This is a genomic window from Zobellella aerophila (assembly GCF_039539325.1).
GTDB lineage: Bacteria > Pseudomonadota > Gammaproteobacteria > Enterobacterales > Aeromonadaceae > Oceanimonas > Oceanimonas aerophila.
In genome coordinates this window covers 231971-257218 of the sequence record NZ_BAABCX010000001.1, presented here as the reverse complement: position 1 = coordinate 257218, position 25248 = coordinate 231971, and the positions used below count along the sequence as shown (strand labels likewise).

General features: G+C 59.4%; 28 protein-coding genes and 2 tRNA genes. 19 read left to right on the top strand and 11 right to left on the bottom strand.

Annotated elements, in window-relative coordinates:
• Positions 1-240: 240 nt before the first annotated feature.
• Positions 241-738, bottom strand: a complete 498-nt coding sequence (locus tag ABD806_RS01225; protein ID WP_344953887.1) for a peptidylprolyl isomerase — start codon at positions 736-738, stop codon at positions 241-243.
• 146 nt (positions 739-884) lie between these two features.
• On the opposite strand from ABD806_RS01225, the gene cysS reads away from it, so the two are divergent.
• Positions 885-2264 (top strand): cysteine--tRNA ligase, encoded by a 1380-nt coding sequence (gene cysS, locus ABD806_RS01220; RefSeq protein WP_344953884.1) that lies wholly within the window; start codon positions 885-887, stop codon positions 2262-2264.
• Positions 2265-2687: 423 nt separating this feature from the next.
• Positions 2688-3056, top strand: coding sequence for a hypothetical protein (locus ABD806_RS01215; protein WP_344953881.1), 369 nt, complete (start codon positions 2688-2690; stop codon positions 3054-3056).
• A 38-nt stretch (positions 3057-3094) separates the two neighbouring features.
• Here the strand turns inward: ABD806_RS01215 and ABD806_RS01210 are convergent, their stop codons facing one another.
• Both ABD806_RS01210 and folD read right to left on the bottom strand, forming a co-directional pair.
• Positions 3095-3928, bottom strand: coding sequence for an ion transporter (locus tag ABD806_RS01210; RefSeq protein ID WP_344953879.1), 834 nt, complete (start codon positions 3926-3928; stop codon positions 3095-3097).
• 12 nt (positions 3929-3940) lie between these two features.
• A complete protein-coding gene (gene folD, locus ABD806_RS01205; protein ID WP_344953877.1) occupies positions 3941-4798 on the bottom strand; it encodes a bifunctional methylenetetrahydrofolate dehydrogenase/methenyltetrahydrofolate cyclohydrolase FolD in 858 nt (285 codons plus the stop codon).
• 181 nt (positions 4799-4979) lie between these two features.
• On the opposite strand from folD, the gene ABD806_RS01200 reads away from it, so the two are divergent.
• A tRNA-Arg gene (locus ABD806_RS01200) sits at positions 4980-5056 on the top strand.
• Between the two features lie 9 nt (positions 5057-5065).
• Positions 5066-5141 (top strand) — tRNA-His (locus tag ABD806_RS01195).
• A gap of 26 nt (positions 5142-5167) precedes the next feature.
• On the opposite strand, the gene ABD806_RS01190 is transcribed toward ABD806_RS01195, so the two are convergent.
• The 5 genes from ABD806_RS01190 to pspA are packed head-to-tail and all read right to left on the bottom strand — an operon-like array spanning position 5168 to position 8835.
• The gene (locus ABD806_RS01190; RefSeq protein WP_344953874.1) at positions 5168-6166 is read right to left on the bottom strand and encodes a TIGR01620 family protein; all 999 of its coding nucleotides are present in this window, start codon (positions 6164-6166) and stop codon (positions 5168-5170) included.
• Positions 6163-7566 (bottom strand): YcjX family GTP-binding protein, encoded by a 1404-nt coding sequence (locus ABD806_RS01185; protein WP_344953872.1) that lies wholly within the window; start codon positions 7564-7566, stop codon positions 6163-6165. The genes ABD806_RS01190 and ABD806_RS01185 overlap by 4 nt, the downstream gene beginning before the upstream one ends.
• The gene (gene pspC, locus ABD806_RS01180; protein ID WP_344953868.1) at positions 7563-7952 is read right to left on the bottom strand and encodes an envelope stress response membrane protein PspC; all 390 of its coding nucleotides are present in this window, start codon (positions 7950-7952) and stop codon (positions 7563-7565) included. Before pspC ends, ABD806_RS01185 begins: the two co-directional genes overlap by 4 nt.
• Entirely contained in the window at positions 7937-8170 is a 234-nt protein-coding gene (gene pspB / locus ABD806_RS01175; protein ID WP_344953865.1) for an envelope stress response membrane protein PspB, read from the bottom strand. Before pspB ends, pspC begins: the two co-directional genes overlap by 16 nt.
• Complete coding sequence (gene pspA / locus ABD806_RS01170; RefSeq protein ID WP_344953862.1) at positions 8170-8835, bottom strand: phage shock protein PspA; 666 nt, start codon at positions 8833-8835, stop codon at positions 8170-8172. The genes pspB and pspA overlap by 1 nt, the downstream gene beginning before the upstream one ends.
• A gap of 188 nt (positions 8836-9023) precedes the next feature.
• Here pspA and pspF point away from each other — a divergent pair, with 188 nt between their 5' ends.
• From pspF to ABD806_RS01140, 6 genes are read left to right on the top strand one after another with little or no spacing between them, the layout of a single operon-like run.
• Positions 9024-10025 carry a phage shock protein operon transcriptional activator gene (gene pspF, locus ABD806_RS01165; protein ID WP_344953859.1) on the top strand — a complete coding sequence of 334 codons (1002 nt, stop codon included), beginning with the start codon at positions 9024-9026 and terminating at the stop codon, positions 10023-10025.
• 9 nt (positions 10026-10034) lie between these two features.
• Positions 10035-11633 carry an ABC transporter substrate-binding protein SapA gene (gene sapA / locus ABD806_RS01160; RefSeq protein WP_344953856.1) on the top strand — a complete coding sequence of 533 codons (1599 nt, stop codon included), beginning with the start codon at positions 10035-10037 and terminating at the stop codon, positions 11631-11633.
• A 34-nt stretch (positions 11634-11667) separates the two neighbouring features.
• Positions 11668-12633 (top strand): ABC transporter permease, encoded by a 966-nt coding sequence (locus ABD806_RS01155; protein WP_344953853.1) that lies wholly within the window; start codon positions 11668-11670, stop codon positions 12631-12633.
• On the top strand, positions 12617-13510 hold the full coding sequence (gene sapC / locus ABD806_RS01150) for a putrescine export ABC transporter permease SapC (protein ID WP_344953850.1): 894 nt from the start codon (positions 12617-12619) through the stop codon (positions 13508-13510). Before ABD806_RS01155 ends, sapC begins: the two co-directional genes overlap by 17 nt.
• The gene (locus tag ABD806_RS01145; protein WP_344953847.1) at positions 13510-14511 is read left to right on the top strand and encodes a peptide ABC transporter ATP-binding protein; all 1002 of its coding nucleotides are present in this window, start codon (positions 13510-13512) and stop codon (positions 14509-14511) included. The genes sapC and ABD806_RS01145 overlap by 1 nt, the downstream gene beginning before the upstream one ends.
• The gene (locus tag ABD806_RS01140; RefSeq protein WP_344953844.1) at positions 14508-15317 is read left to right on the top strand and encodes a peptide ABC transporter ATP-binding protein; all 810 of its coding nucleotides are present in this window, start codon (positions 14508-14510) and stop codon (positions 15315-15317) included. Before ABD806_RS01145 ends, ABD806_RS01140 begins: the two co-directional genes overlap by 4 nt.
• A 76-nt stretch (positions 15318-15393) precedes the next feature.
• Here the strand turns inward: ABD806_RS01140 and miaE are convergent, their stop codons facing one another.
• Positions 15394-16152 (bottom strand): tRNA isopentenyl-2-thiomethyl-A-37 hydroxylase MiaE, encoded by a 759-nt coding sequence (miaE, locus tag ABD806_RS01135; RefSeq protein ID WP_344953840.1) that lies wholly within the window; start codon positions 16150-16152, stop codon positions 15394-15396.
• Between the two features lie 135 nt (positions 16153-16287).
• Here miaE and ABD806_RS01130 point away from each other — a divergent pair, with 135 nt between their 5' ends.
• From ABD806_RS01130 to galU, 5 genes are all read left to right on the top strand, one after another.
• The gene (locus tag ABD806_RS01130; protein ID WP_344953837.1) at positions 16288-17316 is read left to right on the top strand and encodes a sensor domain-containing diguanylate cyclase; all 1029 of its coding nucleotides are present in this window, start codon (positions 16288-16290) and stop codon (positions 17314-17316) included.
• A 97-nt stretch (positions 17317-17413) separates the two neighbouring features.
• A complete protein-coding gene (locus ABD806_RS01125) occupies positions 17414-17965 on the top strand; it encodes a septation protein A (protein ID WP_344953834.1) in 552 nt (183 codons plus the stop codon).
• Positions 17966-17969: 4 nt separating this feature from the next.
• Entirely contained in the window at positions 17970-18269 is a 300-nt protein-coding gene (locus tag ABD806_RS01120; RefSeq protein WP_344953831.1) for a YciI family protein, read from the top strand.
• Between the two features lie 172 nt (positions 18270-18441).
• Positions 18442-18738: a ComEA family DNA-binding protein gene (locus tag ABD806_RS01115; protein ID WP_344953826.1), complete on the top strand. Its 297-nt coding sequence runs from the start codon at positions 18442-18444 to the stop codon at positions 18736-18738.
• A 78-nt stretch (positions 18739-18816) separates the two neighbouring features.
• Positions 18817-19722: a UTP--glucose-1-phosphate uridylyltransferase GalU gene (gene galU / locus ABD806_RS01110; RefSeq protein ID WP_344953823.1), complete on the top strand. Its 906-nt coding sequence runs from the start codon at positions 18817-18819 to the stop codon at positions 19720-19722.
• Between the two features lie 154 nt (positions 19723-19876).
• Here galU and ABD806_RS01105 read toward each other — a convergent pair whose 3' ends face one another.
• The gene (locus ABD806_RS01105) at positions 19877-20869 is read right to left on the bottom strand and encodes a response regulator (RefSeq protein ID WP_344953821.1); all 993 of its coding nucleotides are present in this window, start codon (positions 20867-20869) and stop codon (positions 19877-19879) included.
• Positions 20870-21005: 136 nt separating this feature from the next.
• Between ABD806_RS01105 and ABD806_RS01100 the strand changes: the two genes are divergently transcribed.
• From ABD806_RS01100 to ABD806_RS01085, 4 genes are all read left to right on the top strand, one after another.
• Entirely contained in the window at positions 21006-21680 is a 675-nt protein-coding gene (locus ABD806_RS01100; protein ID WP_344953819.1) for a DnaT-like ssDNA-binding domain-containing protein, read from the top strand.
• Positions 21664-22509: a DnaA ATPase domain-containing protein gene (locus tag ABD806_RS01095; protein ID WP_344953817.1), complete on the top strand. Its 846-nt coding sequence runs from the start codon at positions 21664-21666 to the stop codon at positions 22507-22509. The genes ABD806_RS01100 and ABD806_RS01095 overlap by 17 nt, the downstream gene beginning before the upstream one ends.
• Positions 22510-22599: 90 nt before the next feature.
• Complete coding sequence (locus ABD806_RS01090) at positions 22600-24240, top strand: ATP-binding protein (RefSeq protein WP_344953815.1); 1641 nt, start codon at positions 22600-22602, stop codon at positions 24238-24240.
• A complete protein-coding gene (locus ABD806_RS01085; RefSeq protein WP_344953812.1) occupies positions 24237-24944 on the top strand; it encodes a response regulator in 708 nt (235 codons plus the stop codon). Before ABD806_RS01090 ends, ABD806_RS01085 begins: the two co-directional genes overlap by 4 nt.
• A gap of 8 nt (positions 24945-24952) precedes the next feature.
• Here the strand turns inward: ABD806_RS01085 and ABD806_RS01080 are convergent, their stop codons facing one another.
• Positions 24953-25159 (bottom strand): dodecin, encoded by a 207-nt coding sequence (locus ABD806_RS01080; protein WP_344953809.1) that lies wholly within the window; start codon positions 25157-25159, stop codon positions 24953-24955.
• Positions 25160-25248 lie beyond the last annotated feature (89 nt).

The following is a 25248-nucleotide window of genomic DNA, read 5'->3' as shown; positions in this document are numbered from 1 at the left end:
CTTAATTCACGGAGGATTAATATCAAAACAGGCTAGTGAGTATCCGGGGCAGGTGCGACTTACCCATATTACGCGGCTGTCTCATCCCCGTCTCCATAAGGATGACGACATAGGAGCAAGACCGGCTTTCGCGAGGATGGCTGCTCGAGTGGACATCACGGCCGGTGCGTTGCTGACCGCCTCCATTTCAGCATCACCGCACAGATGCTCCCGCCGAGGCGGGAGCAAAAGGAGAAAAACTTATTCGCTAACGGTCACGCCGGTGATGATCACATCGTCAACCGGCACATCCTGGTGCATATGGCCGCGAGTACCGGTGGCCACACCCTTGATCTTGTTGACCACGTCCATGCCGGCGGTCACTTCGCCGAATACGCAGTAGCCGTAGCCCTGGGCGTTGGCGGCCTTGAAATTCAGGAAATCGTTGTCATTGACGTTGATAAAGAACTGGGCGGTCGCGGAATGGGGCTCCATGGTGCGGGCCATGGCAATGGTGCCGACCTTGTTGGTCAGGCCGTTGTCCGCTTCGTTCTTGACCGGCGCACGGGTCTGTTTTTCTTCGAAATTGGGACCGTAGCCGCCACCCTGGATCATGAAGCCGTCGATCACCCGGTGGAACAGGGTGTTGGCATAGTGGCCGTCGCGGCAGTATTGCAGGAAGTTGGCTACGGTTTCCGGCGCCTTGTCGGCAAACAGCGTCAGGGTGATGTCGCCGTGAGTGGTGTGCAGTGTGACCATATTGAGTTACCCGAAAATAAAAATCAGAGCCTGATTCTAGCCTAAGCGGCCCCTTTAACAAAACCCTGTCGTGCCAAGGCTTGCACCAAACTCCCAATGAAGGTTCAATACGCACTGGTTCACACTCACTACCAAGACAGAAGACCATGCTGAAAATTTATAACTCCCTGACACGACAGAAAGAAACCTTTAAACCCCTGACAGACGGCAAGGTCGGCATGTATGTGTGTGGTGTCACCATTTATGATCTCTGTCATATCGGTCATGGCCGTACCTTCGTGGCCTTCGACGTGGTCACCCGTTACCTGCGCTACCTCGGCTATGATCTGAACTTTGTCCGCAACATCACGGATATTGACGACAAGATCATCAAGCGGGCCGCCGAAAACGGCGAATCCTGCGATGCCCTGACCGAACGCCTGACGGCGGAGATGTACCGGGATTTCGATGCCCTGCATATCGCCCGTCCCGATCTGGAGCCCAAAGCCACCCAGCATATTCCCGAGATTATCGCCATGGTGGAAAATCTGCTTAAAGACGGTCATGCCTATGTCGCCGAGAATGGTGATGTGCTGTTCGAGGTAAACAGCTTTGCCGACTACGGCAAGCTGTCCGGCCAGGACCTGAGCCAGCTGCAGGCCGGCGCCCGGGTGGATGTGGACAGCGCCAAGCGCAACCCGCTGGATTTCGTGCTGTGGAAACAGTCCAAGCCCGGCGAGCCTTCCTGGGAATCGCCCTGGGGAGCGGGTCGTCCCGGCTGGCATATCGAATGCTCGGCCATGAACGGCAAGCACCTGGGCAAGCACTTCGACATCCACGGCGGTGGCTCCGATTTGCAGTTCCCCCACCACGAGAACGAAATCGCCCAGAGCTGCTGCGCCAATCACAGCCCTTACGTCAATACCTGGATGCATTCGGGCATGGTGATGGTGGACAAGGAAAAGATGTCCAAGTCCCTGGGCAATTTCTTCACCATCCGCGATGTGCTTGAGCACTATGACGGCGAAACCATCCGTTATTTCCTGTTGTCCGGCCATTACCGCAGCCAGCTGAATTACTCCGACGACAACCTCAACAAGGCGCGTACGGCCCTGGAGCGCTTCTATACCGCCCTGCGTGACCTGCCGGTGGTCGACGCCCGGGGCGGTGAGGAATTTGTGGTGCGCTTCAAGGACGCCATGGACGATGACTTCAATACCCCCGAGTCCTACTCGGTGCTGTTCGATCTGGCACGGGAGATCAACCGGCTGAAAACCACGGACCAGGCCCAGGCAGCCGGCCTGGCCGGCCGCCTGCGCGAACTGGCCGGGGTGCTGGGGCTGCTGTATCAGGATCCGGAAGCCTTCTTGCGCGGTGACGGCGGCAGCGCTGATGATGTCGCCGAGATCGAGCGCCTAATCCAGGCCCGCCTGGACGCCCGTAAGGCCAAGGACTGGGCCGCCGCCGATGCCGCACGGGATCGGCTCAACCAGATGGGTATAGAGCTGGAAGACGGCCCCGAAGGCACCCGCTGGCGCCGTAAGTAAAATACGCTAATAACACAAAGGGCGGTGCCTAATGCCGTTCAGTTAAGGGAAGCCATCATCTACTAAGCCGACCGTTGGCGTCATGGATGGCGCCGCCGAGCCCCAGGGATGGGTTTACGGCGAGTCGGCGTGTGGAGGAGGGCTCCTCTTTTCTGCTTAAGTGAACGGCATTAGGCGGTCGCCTCTTTTTTGTTCACTCAATGACAGGGTTAGACATATCTTTCATAGCAAAGCCTTGTTTCATCACGTCAAGATGCTTCGCGAAATCTTATTATTATTTGATTTTTAAAGATAAAATTTTAAAAACTTATTTTTCTCCGACATTCCCCCCCTGTATTTTTATTTCCCGCTGGGCTATTACTGATAGAGGTAAATCTCAATAAAACGGCAACTACGCCGTTGCGGTATCATTAAGGAGTCCGTATGAACAAGTCATTGCTTAAAGCCCTGCTGTTTTCTTCTGTCGCCGCCTTTGGTCTGGCGGCCTGTGACAACAAGGGTCCTGCGGAGCAAGCCGGCGAACAGATAGATGAGACCGTCGAAGCCGCACAAGAACAAGGCGAACAAATGGCCGACGATGCCCAGGAGAGCATGGGAGTTGAAGAGCAAGGTACCATGGAGGAAATGGGCGAAAACATGGACGAGGCCATCGAAGAGCTGCAGGAAAATACCAGTGACGCCATGGATGCAACAAAAGAGAAAGCGGCGGAAATGAAAGAGTCGATGGATGAGGTTGCCGAAGAAGCCGAACAGCGGCTGGACGAAATAATGGAAGACACCACGGACCAATAACCCGACATAAAAATAAAGGGAGCTTCGGCTCCCTTCTCTTATCCTTGCTTGTCCTGAGCGGGGTTTTCCATTTCCCCACCACAATGTTTGCAGAACTTGGCATCCCTGTCATGACCGCTGCGGTCGCATTGGGGACAATGGCGAAAGTCATACTCGCGGCGGATCTCACGCCCCAGCTCGGCGGTAATAATACCGGTCGGCACCGCAATAATCGCGTAGCCCATCAGCATGGTAATGGCGGCGATTCCCTGGCCCAGTGGAGTTTGCGGGGTAATATCACCAAAGCCCACGGTGGTAATGGTGACGATGGCCCAATAAATACTGGTGGGAATACTGGTAAAGCCGTTTTCCGGGCCTTCCACCATATAAAGCAGAGAACCGAACAGGGTGACCAGGGTAAACAAGGCGCTGAAAAACACCAGTATCTTACGCCGGCTCTGGTTAAGGGAACGCATCAACACCTGGGCTTCGCTGACGTAGCGCATCAGCTTCAGGACGCGGAAAATACGCAATACCCGCAACAGCCGCACCACCATCAGATAACTGGCGCCCGGCATCAGCAGCATCAGGTAGGAAGGCAGTGCCGCCAATAGATCGATGATGCCGTAAAAGCTTTTTATATAGGCAGGACGGTTCTGCGAACAATAAATCCGCACCCCGTATTCAAGGGTGAACAACAGGGTGAAAAACCATTCCAGGGCAGACAGCAACAGCCCGTACTTTTCCCGGATCCAGCCAATCGAATCGAGAAACAACACCCCTATGGATAACAGTATGGTGACAATCAGCAGAAGATCGAAGCGACGGCCCGCCGGGGTTTCGGTTCCAAAAATAACGGTATACAGCACATCCTTGTCGGGCCATCGCATCATGCCTGTTCCTGTTTAGCTGTCGTGATACCGTTCACAGGCGATCAGGGTGTTTTCAATCAGGGAGGCCACCGTCATGGGACCCACGCCGCCGGGAACGGGGGTGATATAGGATGCCCGCTCGGCGGCCACCGCATATTCCACATCCCCCACCAGGCGCCCGTCATCCAGGCGGTTGATTCCCACATCGATCACCACGGCACCGGGCTTGATCCAGTCACCGGGAATAAAATTGGGCTTGCCAACCGCCACCACCAGCAGATCGGCCAGGGCGACCTTGCCTTGCAGATCTTCGGTAAAGCGGTGGCAGGTGGTGGTGGTGCAACCGGCCAGCAACAGTTCCAGGGTCATGGGACGCCCCACGATGTTGGACGCGCCCACCACCACCGCATTCAGACCATGGGTCTTGATATGGCTGCGCTCGATCAGGGTGATGATGCCTTTGGGAGTACAGGGACGCAGGGCCGGGATGCGCTGGGCCAGGCGGCCGACATTGTAGGGATGAAAACCGTCCACGTCTTTATGAGGGTGGATGGACTCGACGATCAGGGTGCTGTCGATATGAGACGGCAAGGGTAACTGGACCAAGATGCCGTCAATAGTTGCGTCCTGGTTCAGCTCATCGATCAGGCTCAGCAACTGTTGCTGGGTGGTTTCCTGGGGTAAATCGTAGGATTTGGACACGAAGCCCACTTCTTCACAGGCGCGGCGCTTACTGCCCACATATACCTGAGAGGCAGGATTGGCTCCCACCAGGATAACCGCAAGGCCCGGGGCGCGCTTTCCCTGACTCACCCGTTCTGCAACCCGGTCGGCCACCTGGTTACGTACCGCTTGCGCAATCGCTTTTCCGTCGATTATTTGAGCTGACATCTGCGTTAATTCTCACCTTGATAAACCTGCGCGGATTGTCGCATTTTTTCGTGGTCTTGATAAGCTGGGGACCCGGTGTTTAATTGCCGTTTACTCCCTGTACGGGCCGGACCCGGTTCGGGATAAAGCCGTTGACCCCATAGCATCAAATCGGTATTATCCCGCCCCGTTGCAAGAAAAAGCGCCCTTAGCTCAGTCGGATAGAGCATCCGCCTTCTAAGCGGATGGTCGCAGGTTCGAATCCTGCAGGGCGCGCCATTTGCTGTGGTGACCGTAGCTCAGTTGGTAGAGTCCCGGATTGTGATTCCGGTTGTCGCGGGTTCGAGCCCCGTCGGTCACCCCATTATTCCCCCTTTTATCTTCTTTCTGTTATCCCCTGTTGCCGGTCAACATCCGGCTGACCTTGTCGAACAAAGCCTTGCGGATGCCACCCAACTGTTTTCTCTCGTCTCCCTGCCAGGGCACCGGGCGACACAGGCTTATGGTCTGCAACCCGAGTCGGGCGGTCAGCAAACCGGCACCCACCCCCTGCCCGGCCCGGGCCGACAGCCGGCCGGCCAACTCCAGCCCCAGCAGATCCATGCCCATATCGATCGCCGCCTCGCTCACCCCCACATAGAGCATATGATGCAGTATCCGGCGCAGCAGCCGCAGCCGGCTCCAGTAACCCAGGCGAATGCCGTAGCAACCGGTAATATCTTCTATCATCTTCAGGTTGCGCCACAGCACCAGCAGCATATCCACCACCGCCAACGGGCTGGCGGCGACCATCACCGCCGCCTCGCCGGACCACTTCAGCACCCGGCCGCGGGCCTGCCGGTCCTGCACACTCAGCACCTGCCGGCTGTACAGGGTCAATACTTCCACATCCAGTTCATGCCCGGCCAGGCCCGCCTGCCAGCCTTGATAGGCGTCGGTACTGTCCAGGCCTGCCTCCCGGGCCAGTTGCTCGCAAAACGTCCGCGCCCGACCTTCCCCCTGTTGCTGCAACAGCTGCTCGGCACGCTCCCGGTGCCGGGATACCCGGGCTAGGCGGCGCAACAGCCGCAGCTCCCGTATCACGGCCCCCAGGGCCGCCATTGCCAACAGCCCCAACGCCAGGCTCCAGGCCGCCCCCAGCAGCTGACTCTGCTGCCAGGTCTGCCACAGGCCGATGGCGGAATGGAGCACCAACAACCCCAGCATCAGGCCGAGGCCGGCCCACCACAGCAGGTGACGACGCCCGGGCCTCAGATCGCCCGGCAGCACAGGCCCGGCTTCGTCTACCCTGATAAAATCATCCGCGCTGAAATCTTGAGCTGCCCTGACGGGATCGGCCGCCGGGCCCTCCAGGGAGGAATCCAGCACTACCTTGCCTTTTAATTTCACAATAATTTGTCTCCCAGTAAAAACGCCAGTGCCTGATCCAGGCGCAGGTGAGGCAGAGGCTCTTCCTTATGCCAGTCCGGCGGAGCGAACTCGGTAAAATCGAAGCCCTGTTGGCCCCAGAACTCGGGGCCGGGCAGATGTTCCGGCACTTCGCCGGGAAACAGGGTGGCCGGCTCGCCATCGGCCAGGCGTACCCCCTGCAGGGCGGGGAGCCGTTCACCCTGATAGGCCACCTGGCCCGAGCGGGTGGCCTTGATCGCCGCCAGTGCCAGGGTATGGATATCGATACCGGCGAGGCGCGCATGCTTGTGCCCGCCCTTGACCAGGGTCGACAGCAGCCGGTTCAGCCTGCCGTGTTGCTCCGGTGTCAGGTGATCCGCCTTGGTGGCAGCAAACAGCAGCTTGTCGATGCGCGGCGAAAACAGCCGGTGCCACCAGCGGCTCTTGCCGTACTGGAAGCTCAACAGGATCGCGGTCAGCGCCCGCTTCAGATCGTCGAAGCTGGCGGCCCCCTGGTTGAGGGGCGTCAGGCAGTCCACCAGCACTATCTGACGATCGAAACCGGAGAAATATTCCCGGTAGAAGCCCTGTACCAGATATTTTTTATAGTGTTCGAAGCGGGTGGCCATCATGCCGTAGTGATGGCTTTCGTCGAGGCCGGCGGGAACCTCCCCCCAAATCCAGGGCACAAATTGAAGCATGGGCGCCCCCTGGTATTCCCCCGGCAGCACGAAGCGCCCGGGCTGAACCAGGTAGGCGCCCGCTTCCTGCTTGATGGCATGCAACCAACGGGTATAGGACTCAGCCAGCGGGGCGATGCGGGCGTCATCGGCGGGGCTGTCGGGCGCAATATCCGCCCCCAACCGCCGCCACTCGTCGGCCGGCCCGCCAGAGACCGGTTCGTTCACCAGCTCCTGTTGCTGACGGCTCCACTGGGCATAGCTCATGCCCAACAGCGGCAGATCCAGCAGCCATTCGCCCGGGTAGTCGACGATTTCCAGATAGAGGGTGGCGCTGTCATTGAGTTGACGCTTCAGCCGACTCCTGGGCCGGTATTTGATGGCCAGGGTAATTTCGCTGATGCCCTTGGTCGGCTCGGGCCAGCGGGGCGGCGCGGCCGCCAGCTGGCTCAGCGCCGCCTCATAGCCAAAGGCGGGAATATGGTGATGGCGCTGAGGCACCCGTTTGATGCCCAGCAGCCGCCCTTCGGCCGCTGGCTCCCAGTGGGGCAGCCGGGCGTCGAGGCCGGCGTGTTCCAGCTGGTTAACCAGGCTGGTGATAAAGGCGGTTTTACCGCTGCGGCTCAGGCCGGTCACCGCCAGCCTCAGGCGCTGATCCAGCCCCCGCTGCACCCAGGCCCCAGCCTTGTTGCGCCACTGCTCGAGTGTTGCTTTGCTCATTTACCCTCGCGTAGGTCGTTAAACTCCCGGCGCAGCCTGAATTCCTGCGACACCACCAGCTGCTCCAGCTCGGCGACCCGGCCGTTGAGGGCCCGCAGTTTCTGCTCCAGTGCCTGCAGCGCCTCCTGGGGAGACAGGCCGGACTGCCAGCCGGTGGTCTTGATATGCGCCGGCGAAGGTTCGGCCTCGTCGGGCATGGTGTCCAGCAGCAACCAGGCGGCGATATAGGCCACCAGGGTCAGGAAGCTGGCGAAAACAAGCCCGGTCAGGGCGAAGATACGCACCAGCCAGGGCTCGACGCCCAGCCTGTGGGCGAGTCCGGCGCAGACGCCGCCCAGCCTGCCGTTTCTTTTATCACGATAGAGGTTGATCAGGGTCGACGCCATCCGGGTACCTCCGCATCCAGCAACCGTTCCAGGGTTTCTATGCGCTGAGCGAGTCGATCGGCCTCGGTCAGGGCCTGCTCCAGGCGCTGGCGGGCCGACTCATCGAGCCCCTCTCCCAGCCGCCGCTTGCTGCGGTAATGCAGCACCAGCCAGATGGGCACCACCAGAAACAGGAAGATATTCAAAGGGGCCACCAGGGCCCAGGCCAGTTCTGACATCAGCTATCCCCACCCTTGTTCATCTTGGCTTTTAATTTAGCCAGCTCCTTGTTGATGGCGTCATCCACCTCCAGTTCGGCAAAGGCCTGATCCAGGCCCCTGCTCTGGCTGTAGAGATCGGCCTTGGCCTCCAGCTCGTCGATCTTTCGCTCCATGTGATCGAACTTATCGATAGCCGACTGGCTTTCGCTGCGGCGCACCTGCTCCTGCACCTTGATCCTGCTCTGGGCGCTGCGTTCACGCAGCTGCATGGCCTGCTGACGGGCACGGGCATCGGCCAGCTTGGCCTCGAGCGCACCGATGGCCTCGGCCAGCTTGTCCATGCCCTCCTCCACCGCCCGCTGCTCCCGCTCCAGGGCCTTGAGCAGCCCGGCCTGTTTGCTTTTCTCCAGCAGCGCGGCCCGGGCCAGATCCTCGCGCCCCTTGGTCAGGGCCAGTTCGGCTTTGTTCTGCCATTCATCCAGCCGTTCCTGATGGCGCTCAGTCTGGCGCAGCAGATCTTTTTTCTCGGCCAGGAAGCGAGCCAGGTTGGAGCGCTCGCGCACCAGCTCATCTTCCATCTCCTGGATGATCAACCGCACCATCTTGGGCGGATCTTCGGCCTTGTCCAGCAGGGTATTCAGGTTGGCATTAATAATATCGGCCAGGCGTGAAAAGATACTCATCATCGTCTCCTGTTTTAGGGTTGTGAATCTTGCTTCCCCGTAACCATTGTCAAGTTATATGCCAACCGTTCAGATAATACTAATCTATTGATATTTATATATAAAAATAGTTTATGCCAGGATTAGCCGTTGGCGCATGTAAACAGAAAGACTAATATTTGGTAAATTTCACCACGCCTTGCGCCCTTATGACAGACAATGAGCTTATCGGCCAGTCCAACAGCCTGCTGTCCACCCTGGAGCAGGTCTCCCGGCTGGCACCACTCGATAAACCCGCGCTGTTGGTGGGTGAACGCGGCACCGGCAAGGAACTGATCGCCCACCGCCTGCATTACCTGTCGCCCCGCTGGCAGCAGCCGTTTATTGCCATCAACTGCGCCACCCTAGCGGAAAACCTGCTGGAAAGTGAGCTGTTCGGCCATGAGCAGGGTGCCTTTACCGGGGCCCAGAAGCGCCATCAGGGCCGCTTCGAGCGGGCCGACGGCGGCACCCTGTTCCTCGATGAGCTGGCCACCACCAGCAGCCGGGTACAGGAGAAGCTGTTGCGAGTCATCGAGTACGGTGAATTTGAGCGGGTCGGCGGCAGCCAGGCCATCCGGGTCAATGTGCGGCTGATCTGCGCCACCAACCAGGACCTGCCGGCCCTGGTCGCGCGCGGGGAATTCCGACCCGATTTACTTGATAGGCTGGCCTTTGATGTGGTTACATTGCCGCCCTTGCGCGCCCGGGAACATGACATATTGCATCTCGCCGAACACTTTGCCATCAAGATGTGCACCGAATTGGGCTGGTCCCTGTTTGCCGGTTTCAGCGCAGAGGTGCGCCGTCAATTGCTGGCCCATGCTTGGCCGGGCAATGTGCGGGAGCTGAAAAATGTGGTGGAACGCAGCCTGTACCGCCAGGGAAATCCAGGGCAGCCTCTGGATAGCCTCTGTCTGGATCCTTTTGCCTCCCCCTGGCGCCCCGCCACCGACAACATGGAGGCCCCGGCGGATGAACTCAGTTTGCCGACCGATCTCAGGGCGCAGTTGGCCGCTCAGGAAGTGGCTTTTATTAAGGCGGCCCTCACCCAGGCCCGGTATAATCAGCGGCAGGCGGCGGAGCTGCTGGGCCTGAGTTATCACCAGTTGCGCGGCCTGTTACGTAAATACTCCACCCGCCTGCCGTCGGGCGAGGGATCTGAAGATTAAGGACTCACCATGCGTTCATGGCTTCACTGCCTGCTGCTGACCACCCTGCTAAGCGGCTGTGATACAGGCAACACCCAGTTGGCACAACAGAGCCTGCTCTATTGTGCCGAGGGCGCCCCGCTGACCTTTAATCCCCAATTGGTTACCTCGAGCGTCACCCTGGATGCGACCGCCCACCAGCTGTATGACAGGTTGCTGGACCTGGATCTGGATAACCTGCAGCCGATACCGGCGCTGGCCAGCGCCTGGCAACGCAGCCCGGATGGTCTGAGCTATCGCTTCACCCTGCGCCAGAACGTCGCCTTTCATCAGACCGACTGGTTCAACCCGGGCCGCAAGCTGACCACCGAAGATGTACTGTTCACCTTCAAACGCCTGACCGACCCCCGCCATCCCTACCATGACATCGGCGGGGGCTATCCCTACTTCGGCAGCATCGGCTTGGCGGGACTGATCAAGGATGTGCGGGCGCTCGATGACTATCAGGTGGTATTTGAACTCACCCGCCCAGATGCCTCCTTCCTGACCTATCTGGCCACCGACTATGCGGTGATACTGTCGGCGGAATATGGTCAACAGCTGCTTGCCCGGGGTACGCCCGAGCAGCTGGATCAGCAACCGGTGGGCACGGGCCCGTTCAAGCTCAGCCAATATCGCTCGGACGAATATATCCGTTACCTGCGCCACCCCGACTATTGGCAGGGCAGCCCCCGGCTGGAACAGCTGGTGTTTGATATCACCCCCCAGTCATCCAAACGGCTGGCCAAGTTATTAACCGGGGAATGCGATGTGATGGCCTACCCGAGCGCCAGCCAGTTGCCTGTGATAGAGGAGGATCCTGCGTTGCGGCTCAATCAGGAAACCAGCATGAATGTGGCCTTGCTGAGCCTGAATACCGAAAAACCGCCCTTCGATGATATCCGGGTCCGCAAGGCCATCGGCCTGGCATTATCCCGGCAGGATATCCTGCATGCGGTGTATTTTGACGTGGGCTCCATGGCCGAGGCCGTATTGCCCCCAGTGTCCTGGGGCCATCACCCCAACCTGCTGGCACCGATACCGGATCTGGCCCGCGCCCAATGGTTACTGGAGCAGGCGGGCCTGGCCGAAGGCTTTGACATGGAACTGTGGGTGTCGGCCGCCGCCCATTCCTTTAATCCCGACGGGGTCAAAACCGGCCAGCTGATCCAGAGTCAGTTGAGCGAGCTGGGTATTCGGGTCAGGCTGGTACCACTGGAAGAACAGGTGATGCGCAGCCGACTGGCCGAGGGCGATCAGGATGCGGTGCTGACCGGCTGGGATGCGGATTCACCTGACCCTGATAATATGCTGCGTAACCTGTTGAGTTGCCAAGCCATACAGGCCGGCACCAATACCAGCCGCTGGTGTCAGCCGATATTTGAGCAACGCCTGGACTTGGCACTGCAGACACCGCTGTTGGCCGAGCGGATAGCATTTTATCGGCAAGCCCAGCAATTGGTACATCAGGAGGTCCCCGTGATCCCCCTGATCCACAGCCTGAAACTACAGGCCTATCGCAGGCAGGTACAGGATTTACGCCTGCCCCCCTTCGGGGGCGTTGACTTCCATCTGGTTCATAAGGAATAACCATGCGCTGCCCATCAATCCATAGGGCGTACCTATGCTGAACTATATCTTGCGCCGCTTCAACCTGCTGGTGACCACCCTGCTGGTACTCACCCTGCTGGCCTATGTGCTTGAATATAATCTGTTGGCCAAGGGGGCCGGCGATGACTTCTGGAACGGTTACCTGGCCTTTATGCGGCAATTGCTGCAGGGTAATTTCGGTATCTCCAGCGCCACCGGCATGCCGGTCTTGGAGGCCCTGAACCAGTATTTTCCGGCGACCCTCGAGCTGTGCCTGGCTGCCTTTATCATCTCGTTACTGGTGGGGATCCCCGTCGGTACCCTGGCCGCCCTGCGTCAGGGCCGCTGGCAGGATACCCTGATCCTCTCGGGCACCCTGCTGGGCTACTCGATCCCCGTATTCTGGCTGGGGCTGCTGCTGGTGATGTTTTTCTCGCTCAACCTGGGCTGGTTGCCGGTATCCGGCCAGCTGAGCCTGCTCTACGACATTCCCCCGGTAACCGGTTTCATGCTGATCGACACCCTGCTGGCCGACCGCGACTACCGGGTGTCCGCCTTCCTGGACGCCCTGCGCCACTTGATCCTGCCGGCCCTGGTGTTGTCCATCGTGCCCACCACCGAGATGATCCGCCAGATCCGCAATGCCCTGGTGGAGGTACTCAAGCAAAACTATATCCGTGCCGCCCTGACCAAGGGCTTGAGCAAGACTCAGGTCGCCCTGCGCCATGGGCTGCGCAATGCCTTTCCGCTGGCCGTGCCCACCCTAGGGTTGCAGCTGGGCCCCGTGCTGACCTCGGCGATGATGACGGAAATCGTCTTCGACTGGCCCGGACTGGGGCGCTGGCTGCTGACCAGCATAGCGCAGCAGGATTATATGGCCATCAGGGGCGGCACCCTGGCCATCGCCACCTTTACCGTGACGGCCAGCGTGCTGACGGACATCGTCTCCACCCTGATTTACCCCACCCGCAGAAAGGCGTTTTATGTCAAACAGGGCTAATATCTATCCCGAAATCCGGGTCCTCACCCCCCTGGAGCTGGCCTGGCAGCTGTTCAAGAACAACTTCATGGCCATGGTCGGGCTCTGGGGGCTGTTGATCCTGGCCATATTGACCTTGTTTGGCTCCTGGCTGGCACCCTATCATCCCGCCGAGCAATTCACCCAGGCCCTGCTGCTCCCCCCTTCCTGGTCGGAGCAAGGCAATATCGATTTCTTCCTGGGCACGGATGATCTGGGCAGGGACATGCTCTCCCGTTTGATCGGCGGCGCCCGCCTGACCGTCGGCAACGCCGTGCTGGTGGTGCTGGTCGCCCTGCTACTCGGCGGCACTATCGGCATCCTGGGCGGCATGAGCAAGGGCTTGAAGTCCAGTATCCTCAATCATCTGCTCGATACCCTGCTGTCGATCCCCTCCCTGCTGCTGGCCATCATCTTCGTCGCCATCCTCGGACCCGGCCTGTTCAATACCCTGATGGCGATCACCCTGGCGCTGATCCCTCAGTTTGTCCGCGCCACCTATAACGCCGTGTCGGATGAGATGCAGAAGGAATACATCACCGCCCTGCGGCTCGATGGTGCCAACCGCTGGCATATACTTAAACTAGGGGTGTTGCCCAACCTGAGCGATACCCTGGTCAGTCAGACCACCCGGGGACTCTCCTCCGCCATCCTGGATATTACCGCCGTCGGTTTTCTGGGTCTGGGCGCCCAGCCCCCCAAACCGGAATGGGGCGCCATGCTGTCCCATGCCATCGATCTGGTGTACCTGGCCCCCTGGACCGTGACCCTGCCGGGCATGGCCATCGTGCTCAGTGTGCTGGTGATCAACATGGTAGGCGAAGGCCTGCGCCAGGCAATCAACGAGGTAATGAGCTGATGCCGCTGTTAGATATCCGCAACCTGACCATCGAAATAGACACCCCCCAGGGGACGATCAAGGCCATCGACAAATTCAGCCTGACCCTGGCGGAAGGCGAGATCCGCGGCCTGATCGGTGAGTCTGGCTCGGGCAAGAGCCTGGTGGCGCAGACCATAGTCGGCATAGAAAAAGACACTTGGCGCATTACCGCCGACCGTATGCACCTGAACAACATCGACCTGTTAAGCCTTTCTCCGAAGGAACGCCGGCGCGTCATGGGCCGGGATATCGCCATGGTGTTCCAGGAGCCGTCCAGCTGTCTCGACCCGTCCGAAACCATCGGTGCCCAGCTGGAAGAAGCGGTGCCCGACTGGGCCTTCGAGGGGAAATGGTGGCAGCGCTGGCAGTGGCGCCGGCAGCAGTCCATCGCCCTGCTGCACCGGGTGGGCATTCGTGACCATAAGTCGGTGATGAGCGCCTACCCTTACCAGTTGTCCGAAGGCGTCTGCCAGAAGGTGATGATCGCCATGGCCATTGCCAACCAGCCCAAGTTACTGGTGGCCGACGAACCCACCACGGCGATGGAGGCCAGCAACCAGGCGCAGATACTCAAGCTGCTGGAGCGGGTGAACAAGCTGTCCAACACCACCATACTGTTGATCAGCACGGATATCACCGCCATCGCCAGGCTGACCGACCATATCAATATCATGTACTGTGGCCAGACGGTAGAATCGGGCACCCGGGAGCAGATCCTGACCCGCCCCCATCATCCCTATACCGCCGCCCTGCTGCAGATGATGCCGGATCTGGACGGCAACCTGCCCCACAAGTCCAAACTGAACACCCTGCCCGGGGTGATCCCCCCGCTGCAGAACCTGCCCATCGGCTGCCGGCTGGGACCCCGTTGCCCCAATGCCCAGAAACAATGCGTGATCACCCCGCCGCTGGCCAAGGTCAAGGGACACGTTTACTACTGTCATTTTCCGCTGAATATGAAAAAAGGTAAGACCAAGTGAGCCAGGTTCCCCTGCTAAAGATCGATAATCTCAGCAAGGTATTCATCAACCAGACCGGGTTGTTCCGGCGTCAGAAGAAGACCGCCTTTTATCCCCTGTCCTTCACCCTGGAACGGGGCCAGACCCTGGCGCTGATGGGCGAAGCCGGCTCGGGTAAGAGCACCCTGGCCAAGGTGCTGGCCGGGGTATTACCGCCGACCCAGGGCAGCGTCTATATCGATGGCGAAAAAATCGAGCCGGGCGATGACCGCAAGCGCTGCCAGCTGATGCGGATGATTTTTCAAGATCCCAATACCTCGCTCAACCCTCGTAGCCGCATCGGCCAGATACTGGAAACCCCCCTGTTGCTCAATACCGAATTGAGCGCGGAGCAGCGGGAGGCCTTGGTGCTGAACACCCTGCGCATGGTGGGCCTTCTGCCGGACCATATCCATTTTTACCCGCGGATGATCTCCACCGGCCAGAAACAGAGGGTCGCCCTGGCCCGGGCATTGATCCTCTCGCCCAAGATCATCGTCGCCGATGAAGCCATCTCCGATCTGGACGTATCGGTCCGCTCGCACATCATCAACCTGCTGCTCGGCCTGCAGAGTACCCTGGGCCTGTCCTACATTATCGTGGCCAACGATCTGGGGGTGGTGCGCCATATCAGCGATCAGGTGATACTGATGCACGAGGGGCACGTGGTCGAAGCCGGCCCCACCACCAAGGTGCTGGCCGCACCCCAGAGCGAACAGGGCCTGCGCCTGCTGCAGAGCTACAGCAATGAATTCCGCTGGCATGCGCCCGGCAGCAAACATTATTGATCCGGCGGCTCGGCCAGAAAGCACCTGCGCGCCACCCGGGAATCCCTTGCCTCCAGAAACGGTGGCAGGCCGAGCGTTAACCAGCCGGCACGCCGCTATGGAAGCGCAGCACCTCATCGGGAGCCTGGATCAGTTCCGCTTCCCGGGCGCCAAAAAACGCCACCCGTTCACCGATATCCCGATCGCTGTAATCGGCGGCCAAGGCCAGGTAGTCACTGTAATGGCGGGCCTCTGAGCGCAACAGGGAGACATAAAAGCGATTGAGCTCCTCATCCAGGTGGGGCGCCAGCCGGGCGAAACGCTCGCAGGAGCGGGCTTCGATATAGGCGCCGATGATCAGCCGGTCGACCACCGCCGCCGGCTCATGGGTCCGCACATGCCGCAACAACCCCTGGGCGTAGCGGGAAGCCGACAGGGTGCTGTACTCGATACCACGGGCTGTCATGATTTCCAGTACCTGCTCGAAATGGTGCAGCTCTTCCTGGATCAGCCGTACCATCTTGACCAGCAGCGCATTTTTTTCCAGCTCATCGAATACCCGCTGGCTGTCCTCGGTCAGCACATGCTTGCCCAGCACCTCGGCCTTGTCGGGCAATGCCTCAAGAGACTTATAAAAGTCCAGGTTGGGCAGCAACCTGCGCTTTTCCTTGGGCAGGCAATAGCGGCGCACCAGGCTGTGGGCGCTCATCGCCGCCTTCATCTCGCAGTTGGCGTGATCCACCAGCAGTAAGGACAGGTATTCCGGCTGCCTGGCCTGTTCGATCCAGGCAGCGGGTGTTGCACAATGCAAAAACTTGTGGATGGGCGCCAGCAACTGGCTAAACTCTGTATGCAATGGAGTGGATTCCAAAAATTAATTCTGTAAAGGCCCGTGTCGGAGCCAGAGGCGGGGTATTTTATCAACTCACCTCCGCCACGACAGCCAAAAAATCCATCGAGAGAATCTAAAATACGGAGCCAAGGATAGCCCATGACAGACGCGAACAGCGAACTTCGGCAGGAGTTGGAACGGCTGCGGTCTCTTGAAAAAACGCTGCATATGGCGCTGGATATGGTCAGTGACGGCATCTGGGACTGGGATCGGGTGACCGGGGTCGTCAAACGCAATGCGCACTGGTACCGAATGCTGGGCTACGAGCCGTTCAGCCTGCCGGAGACCGTGGACACCTGGCTGCAATTGATCCATCCCGATGACTATGACGGCACCGTTTCCCGCATGCAGCGTTATCTCGATGGCCAGGCCGAGCTGTTCAGTGCCCGTTACCGCTTTAAAAAAGCCGATGGCCACTACATCTGGCTGCATGACAGGGCCAAGTTCGTGGCGTTCGATGGGCAGGGCAATCCCATCCGCATGCTGGGCGCCCACCATGACATCCAGCAACAGGTGCAGGCCGAACAGGAACAACGCAACTACCAGGCTCGTCTCGAGCAACTGAACCGGGAGCTGGAAGCCAAAGTCGAGGCACGCACCCGGGAGTTGGCCGAAGCCAATGCCGCCTTGACACGCCAGGTCAGCCTCTACAGCCGACAGGCCCAGACCGACTACCTGACCGGGCTGTTTAATCGCCGTTATTTTGAGCACCTGATCGGCGAACACAGAATAATGCCGCCGCGGCAGGAATGCGCCATAGTGCTGCTGGACCTGGATCGTTTCAAGGAAGTCAATGACCGCTATGGGCACCCGGTGGGCGACCTGGTGCTGCAGGCCATCCCTTCCCTGCTCAAGTCCCATCTACGCAATCAGGATGTCCTGGCCCGCTGGGGAGGCGAAGAGTTTATCGTCTGGTTGCCGGAAACCAGCAAAACCAATGCCTTGCAGATCAGCGAGCGGCTGAGACTGGCCCTGGAGCAGGCACGTTTCTGCCACGATATCCGGCTGACCGGCAGCTTTGGCATTGCCGACTGCCGTCCGGGAGATGACATCCACCATGCGATCGAAAAAGCGGACAGCTGCCTCTATCTGGCCAAACAGATGCGTAACCGGGTGATCTGCACATAATGAGCCGGCTGTCTGCCCCCGAGCGAGCGCAATCTTTTGCCTGGTGACAGCCTGACGGGTAAACTGGGCACACATTTTCAGTTCAGGTTTAAGCCTTATGAAGCAATTTGCCGATTTTATCCCCCTCATCGTCTTCTTTGTGGTGTATAAAACCGTCGATATTTACGCCGCCACCGGCGCCCTGATGGCCGCTACCTGTATCCAGTTGTTGATCCAGTGGGTTAGGCATAAAAAGCTGGAAAAAATGCACTTGGTAACCCTGGTACTGGTGCTCTTTTTCGGCGGCCTGACCATGTTTTTCCAGAATGATGCGTTTATCAAGTGGAAGGTGACGGCGGTCAACGGCCTGTTTGCGCTGGCCCTGCTGGTCAGCCGTTACGGCTTTGGCAAGAACCTGATCCAGCAGATGCTGGGCAAGGAAATGACGGTGCCGGACGGCATCTGGGACAGGGTCAACCTGGCCTGGGTCGGATTTTTTACCGGCTGTGGCCTGCTCAATATCTATGTTGCCTTCAGCCTGTCCCAGGAGGTGTGGGTCAACTTCAAGGTATTCGGCCTGCTGGGTCTGACCTTCCTCTTCACCCTGGCCACCGCCCTCTATTTATACCGGCATATGCCGGCATCAGATAAAACCAACTTAAAAGGATAATTGCATGTGGTATCTGATTTATTCCGAAGATGTTGCCGACAGCCTTGCCCTGCGTCAACAAGCTAGGCCCGCTCACCTGGCTCGCCTGCAGGCATTGGCCGATGAAGGCCGCTTGCTGGTCGCCGGTCCCAATCCGGCCATAGATGCGGAAGATCCGGGCGCGGCCGGCTTTACCGGCAGCACCGTCATCGCCGAATTCGACTCCCTCGCCGCCGCCCAGGCCTGGGCCGATGCCGATCCCTATGTGGCCGCCGGCGTCTATGCTTCGGTCACCATCAAACCCTTTAAGAAAGTCCTGCCTTAACATCCGCCGGCCCACGGGCCGGCCCACCGCCCAAACCTGGCCAGTCAGTCCTATCTTTTCACCCATACGGGTGAACGCCTCCCCTCACCATTGATAAGTTCCCATTTGTATCCAAGGCTTTTATGGTCCTGGTGACAGGACGAGTATTTCCCAACAACAAGGAGAAACGGGAATGAACAAACCCTTGTTAACCGCACTGCTGGCCGGTGTCTTAGCCGTCAGCAGCCCCGTAATGAGCGAAGAGTCACCCACGCAATCAACTAAAGAGGTATCGATCACCAGTATTAATATCAATACCGCCGACAATGAGCAATTGGCGATGTTGTCTGGGATCGGTTCTACCAAGGCGGCGGCGATAGTTCAATACCGGGAGAGCAATGGACCCTTTGTGTCGATCGATGATCTGGTCAAGGTCAAGGGGATAGGTGAGGCAACGGTTGAAAAAAACAGACACCTGTTGAGTCATTGATGCTCCGGCCCCACCGGCCATGGCCGGATGGGGCTGCTTTGGTTATGATAGGGCACCCTTTATATCCAGGTCCCTGTCATGCCAAACCAGCAAATCATCAAGAAAGCCGTTATTCCCGTCGCCGGCCTGGGCACCCGCATGTTGCCGGCCACCAAAGCCATTCCCAAGGAAATGCTTCCCGTGGTGGACAAGCCCCTCATCCAGTATGTGGTCAACGAAGCGATTCAGGCGGGCATCAAGGAAATTATCCTGGTTACCCATGCCAGTAAAAACTCCATCGAGAACCATTTCGACACCAGTTTCGAGTTGGAAGCCACCCTGGAAAAGCGGGTTAAACGTCAGCTGCTTGCCGAAGTACAGGGTATATGCCCACCCGATGTCACCATCATGCATGTGCGTCAGGGAGAGGCCAAGGGCCTGGGCCACGCCATCTGCTGTGCCCAGCCGCTGGTCGGCGATGCCCCCTTTGCCGTGCTGCTGCCTGATGTATTGCTCGATGACACCAGTGCCAGCCTGCAACGGGATAACCTGGCCGCCATGATCAGATCCTTTGGCGAAACCGGTCAGAGCCAGATCCTGGTGGAGCCGGTAGCGGCCTCCCAGGTCGATCAGTTTGGCATCGTCGATATGCAGGGGATCACCCTGATGCAGGGGGAACATGCCCAGCTCCACTCCATCGTAGAAAAACCGCCCCTGGGTAAGGCCCCTTCCAACCTGGCCGTGGTCGGCCGCTATGTGCTGTCGGCAGGCATCTGGCCCCTGCTGAAAACGACGCCGCTGGGGGCCGGCAATGAGATTCAGCTGACCGACAGCATCGCCTTGCTGATGGAACAGGAACGGGTGGTCGCACACCATATCAAGGGCAAGAGTCACGACTGCGGCAGCAAGCTTGGCTATCTCAAGGCCATAGTGGAATATGGCTTGCGCCATCCCGAACTGGGAGCCGACTTTGCCCGCTTCCTGGCGCAGTACCCTCCCCGCTAACCGGCATTGGCATAAGGCAAGCGTTGGTGCCCTGGGAGTAAGTGGGTGCCGCTTCGGGGCAAGGTGCTTTGCGTGTCGGAGGAGGCAACCCTGCTGATGCCTGGCTTCGCAGGCGATGCCGACGATTGGTGACTAAGAGACAGGCATTAGACCGCTAGCCGGCATTGGCATAAGGCAGGCTTTGGTGGCTGGCGGTCAGTTGGATTTCACTACCAAAGCCGCCGGTCATGGTCAGCTTCCAGGGCAGGGCAAAAGGCCGATTGCTCTGGCTGGCGACCAGCCGAGGACACCCCAGGGGCCCCGCATTGCATGCCTCCAGCCAGTCGGTGCCCTGCATGCCGCCATTGGCGATATTGGCAATGCCCTTGTCCGCATCCAGCTTGATCAATACCAGGTTGACCCGGGTATCCAAGCCGGCGTCCAGGATCAGGCAGTTGATATATTCCAGGGTTTGGGCCGGGCTATCCAGCAACCGGTGTTCGCCGCGCTGGTATTGGCGCAAGGGGCCGTTGAGCAGGAAGGTCACCAGGGTCATCACCACCGGCGTATCCATATTCAGGGGGTCGAACTCCGCCAGCAGCAACAGCAGGTTGTTGTTGAGCACCACGCATTCGGTCAGTACCCAGGGAGAGCTTTGCTGGCAGTTCAGACGCCAAGGACCCATTTGAAAATTTTGATTGGGCTGCAATGACAGCAACAGCCGGCTGGCGGCGATATCCTGGCGACGATAATAGGCCAGATGATCGCTGAACTCGGCGATCAGCCGTCCCTGCTCGGGTCGCAGGCTGGCGGCGATCACCTCGGCCACCATGCTCCAGTTTCTGATCGGCTTAATCAGATAATCCTCTGCTCCGGAACGTAACACCCGGGCCACATCCGCCATTTTTTGCTGTCCGGAAATCACGATCACCGGCAAATCAGGATACTGCTGCTTGAGGCTGGCGACGATCTCATGGCCGTCTAACTCGGGAATCAATAAGTCGCTCAGCACCAGATCGGGCCGCTGTCTGGCCACCATGTTCAGCCCTTCGGCTCCGTCTTCGGCCTCCATCACCCTGGCTCCCCACAGCTCGAGGTAAGCCACCATCAAACGACGGAAAACGGGATCATCCTCTATCAGTAATATCAGGGGAGCGGAGTCAAACATCGATCGGGCTTCATATTGTTAAAGTCATACCCTGAGCCTAGCCGATTATGGCCGGAGCGAAAGCTTGAAGGCGGTTTACTGTATTCTGCCGCCGCTTTATTGGATAATGGCGGTCCCATGCACCCACACTGGCTTTATGACCCCGGCAGAATACCAAGCGCTGACCTCACCCCGGCTTGCTCACCCGGCCCGCAGCCTGTATATCCTGTATCTCAGACACATGGCACGAGGCGACCAGACCCAACCGCTGGATTATCCGCAGCTGGGCAAGGCCCTGGCGATCAGTGCCGACGGCGAGTATCGCTATCGGGTAACGCCCGCCGCGCTGACCGCATTGCTCGAAGAGTTACAACAGGCAGGCTTGTTGCAGCTGGTGGACAAACCTCGAGCCCAGCATTATCACGGCGCCCGCTTCAAGCTGCCGCTCAAGGACATGAGTGGGCTTGCTCCCCTGCCCGCCCGGCAGTTTGCCATGCATGGCGACTGGCGCCCGGACCCGCAGTTTGAGGGGCTGGCCAAGTTGTGCGGCCTGCTCGACAGCCGGTTCGATGAACCCGAGCTGGGAGAATTTATCGCCTACTGGCTGGGACGGCCCGAAGTATTTGAAAACCAGCACCAGTGGACCCTGAAGTTTGTGCGTACCCTGAAAAACAAGCGCAGCATCAAGCGTCCGCCGGCCGTCACCGACGGCTATCAGCAACAGCCTGCCAAAGCCGATGCCGAGCCCAGCAAGCGCGCCCGGCAAATGATTGAAGAGGCCCGCCGTCTGAGTGGCCAGGCCGATGGAGACAGCAATGAAAAAGACGCCTGAAGAAATTGCCGCCGATCTGGCCGATATCGCCCGTCGCCGTCGCCAACGCCCGCAGAAAGACTTGTCACCGGACGCCGTCAGCCAGGGACAGGTGCACGGGCTGCTGGCCCGGATCCAGCGGCTGCGTGCCGACGGGCGCCTGCCGCACTACGATTACGACACCCTCAAAAAACACTATGAACAGCAGGCCAACGAAGAGGTGCGTCTGGCCCAGGCAGAAGCCCGCCAGAAACGCACCGAACGCCTGCTGGCCCAGGCGGACATGAATCCGGACTGGACCTTCAACAACATGGATCACAGGGATCCCGTACTGGCCCACCATATCGAAACCGCGCACCACTTTATCAATGCCTTCGATCACTGGGAGCAGAAAGGCGGCACCGCCATTTTGATCTATGGCAGTTTCGGCACCGGCAAGTCCACCCTGGCCGGCGCCATCGCCCACGAGCTGATCCAGCGCCATCAGAAGTCGGTGATCTTCCAGCAGTGGGCCTCGGTGGTGGATCGGCTGTTTTTCGGGGTGATCGAAGATCAGGACAGCCGCAACCAGTACCGACGGGCACTGGAGGAAGTCGACCTGCTGATCCTGGATGAAGTCGCCGCCAACCGCAGCAAGCTCGCCGAAAGCCAGTCCAGCTTCCTCGGGCACCTGCTGCGCCGGCGGCGCAACCTGTCCAAAAGCGTGATCATCATTACCAATCATGATCCCCAGGCCCTGCACCGGGCCGTGGGTGATTTCTGCTACGAAGCGCTCAAGGCCTTTCATCCGGTCGATCTGGCATTGAACGGCCCCAGTCGTCGTCCCGATATCGGCGACTACCGCAGCTGAGGTGCGGTGCACATTCTTTGCCTGCCGGTGTTGGCAGCCGCACACCGGCTGTTAAACTGGGCTGTCAGTATTCAGTCAGGCGGTAACCGGGTGTCACAGAAAAACCTTTTTTTATTCAAGCCGCTGGCTTTTCGCACTCAGGTACTGCTGCTGGTCGGCACCCTGGTGGTGGCCACCCTGCTGGTACAAGGCGCCTACCTCAACCACCGCCAGGGGCAGATCATCACCGAGCAGATGGGCCTGCGCGCCATGATGGTAGCCCAGACGGTGGCGCTGATGCCGGAGCTGATCCAGGCGTTTGATACCCCCGACCCCGCCCGCGTCATTCAACCCCTGGCCGAACAGGTACGCATCGCCACCGGCGCACGCTACGTGGTGGTGGGTAACCAAGAGGGTATTCGTTACGCCCATCCCCTGCCCGAGCGCCTGGGGCTGCCGATGGTGGGCGGCGACAACGAACGGGCCCTGCTCGGCGGAGAAGCTTATTTCTCCCAGGCCGAAGGCTCCCTGGGCGAGGCCATCCGCGGCAAGGCCCCGGTGGTCAATGCCCAAGGCGAGATCATCGGCCTGGTGTCGGTGGGCTTTATGCTGGAAAAGGTCGATGTCGACATCGATAATTACCTGGCCCTCAGCTGGGGCCTGATTGGCTTGATGCTGTTGCTGGGCCTGTGCGGTGCCTGGTGGCTGGCCCATCACTTCAAAAAGGTGATCCTCGGGCTAGAACCCCACGAAATCGCCCGCCTGGTGATGGAAAAAGACGCCATACTGCATTCCATTCATGAAGGCATAGTGGCGGTCAATCAAGAAGGCCACATCACCCTCCTCAACCAAGCGGCCAGACGACTGCTCGATTTACCGGATGAATCCAGCACACTCGGCCGACCGGTACAGGAACTGGTGCCCAACTCCAAGATGCGGGAGGTACTGTCCAGCGGCGAGCGCCAGTTCAATCAGGAAATGTGGATAGGCGAACACCCAGTGGTGGTCAACCGGGTCCCTATCGTGCACGAAGGCAAGATAGAAGGCGCCGTGGCCACCTTTCGCAGCCGTCAGGAGATCCTCGAGCTGTCTCTGGCACTGAAGACGGTGAACAAGGACATGGATGCCCTGCGGGTGCAGGCCCATGAGTTTTCCAACAAACTCTATACCATTTCCGGCCTGCTGCAGCTGAACAAACCGCAACAGGCACTGTCCCTGATCCGCCAGGAAACCGACCGGGAGCAGGCCCGGCTGGCCACCGTGCTGGAGCATATCGCCGATCCCCTGGTCGGCGGCATACTGCTGGGCAAGATGGCCTATGCGGAGCAAAAGGGGGTACGGCTCGAGCTGGTCGAGGACAGCGCGCTCCATACCCGGCTGAGTGGTCGGGGCCAGGATGTGCTGATCTCGGTACTGGGCAACCTGCTCAACAATGCGGTCGACGCCGCCCTGCAGGGTGGCCAGCACCAGTCCAGGATCCGGCTGTTCTTTACCGATCTGGGTGAACAACTGCTGTTCGAGGTTGAAGACAATGGTCCGGGTGTGGATCCGGCCTTGATGGCCCATATCTTCCAAGATGGTTTTTCCACCAAGCCCGGCCGCCACCGAGGCATTGGACTGGCCTTGGTGCGCCAGCTGTGCCTGGAAAACGGCGGCGATATCAGCCTGGAAGACGGCGATCTGGGCGGCGCCTGTTTTATTGTGACCCTGGCCAAGACCCGGATGGCCCTGAACGAGGACAAGGCACCATGACCTTGAAACAATACGGTGTGCTGATCGTTGAAGACGATTTTCGCATTGCCGACATCAACCGGCAGTTTGTGGAGCAAACCCCGGGATTCAGGGTGTTGCATACCGCCAAGACCCGGGCCGAGGCCCTCGCCTTTCTCGGGCAGCAGGGCGGGCAGGTCAGCCTGGTGTTGCTCGATGCCTATATCCCCGATGCCACCGGCCTGGAACTGCTGTGGGAAATCCGCCAGCACTACCGCCATATCGATATCGTCATGGTCACCGCCGCCAAGGAGGTAGACACCATTCAGGAGGCCCTGCGCGGCGGCGTGTTCGACTACCTGATCAAGCCCACCCAGAGCGAGCGCATGGCCCATATGCTCAGCCGTTTTCGCCAGGAGCGGACCCTGCTCGAACAGAAACAGGAAATGAGCCAGGAAGAGCTGGATCAGGCGTTGAACCGGCATCAGACCACGCCAGCCGCCCCCCGAGCGGGTGGCGCCGTCTTGCCCAAGGGCATAGACAAGCTGACCCTGGAAACCGTCGTTGGCACCATGGAGCAGGCCGGGTCGCCGCAGACGGCGGTCAACCTGGCCAAGGCCATCGGCGCCAGCCGCTCCACCGCCCGCCGCTACCTGGAATACCTGGTCGCCCAGGGCATCGCCTGTGCCGAGCAGGACTACGGGGAAGTCGGCCGCCCCGAGCGCCGCTACCGGCTTAAAGGCTGACCATAGACTCAATCGAGCCGGAAACCGATTTTTAGCACCACCTGAAAATGGGCGATCTGGCCGTCCTTGATATGGCCACGCATTTCCATGACCTCGAACCAGTCCAGATGATCCACCGTCTCGGCAGCCTTGGCTACCGCCTGCTTGATGGCATCATCGTAGCCAAGGGGGGATGTACCGGCAACTTCTATCAGCTTGTAGACATGACTGGACATGGCATACCTCATCTTCAGAATGACCGTTAACCCTTAAGCAATAGCAGCCCCCGCCCGGTTCGTCGATTCCCTTTCGGCAGCCCTCCCGC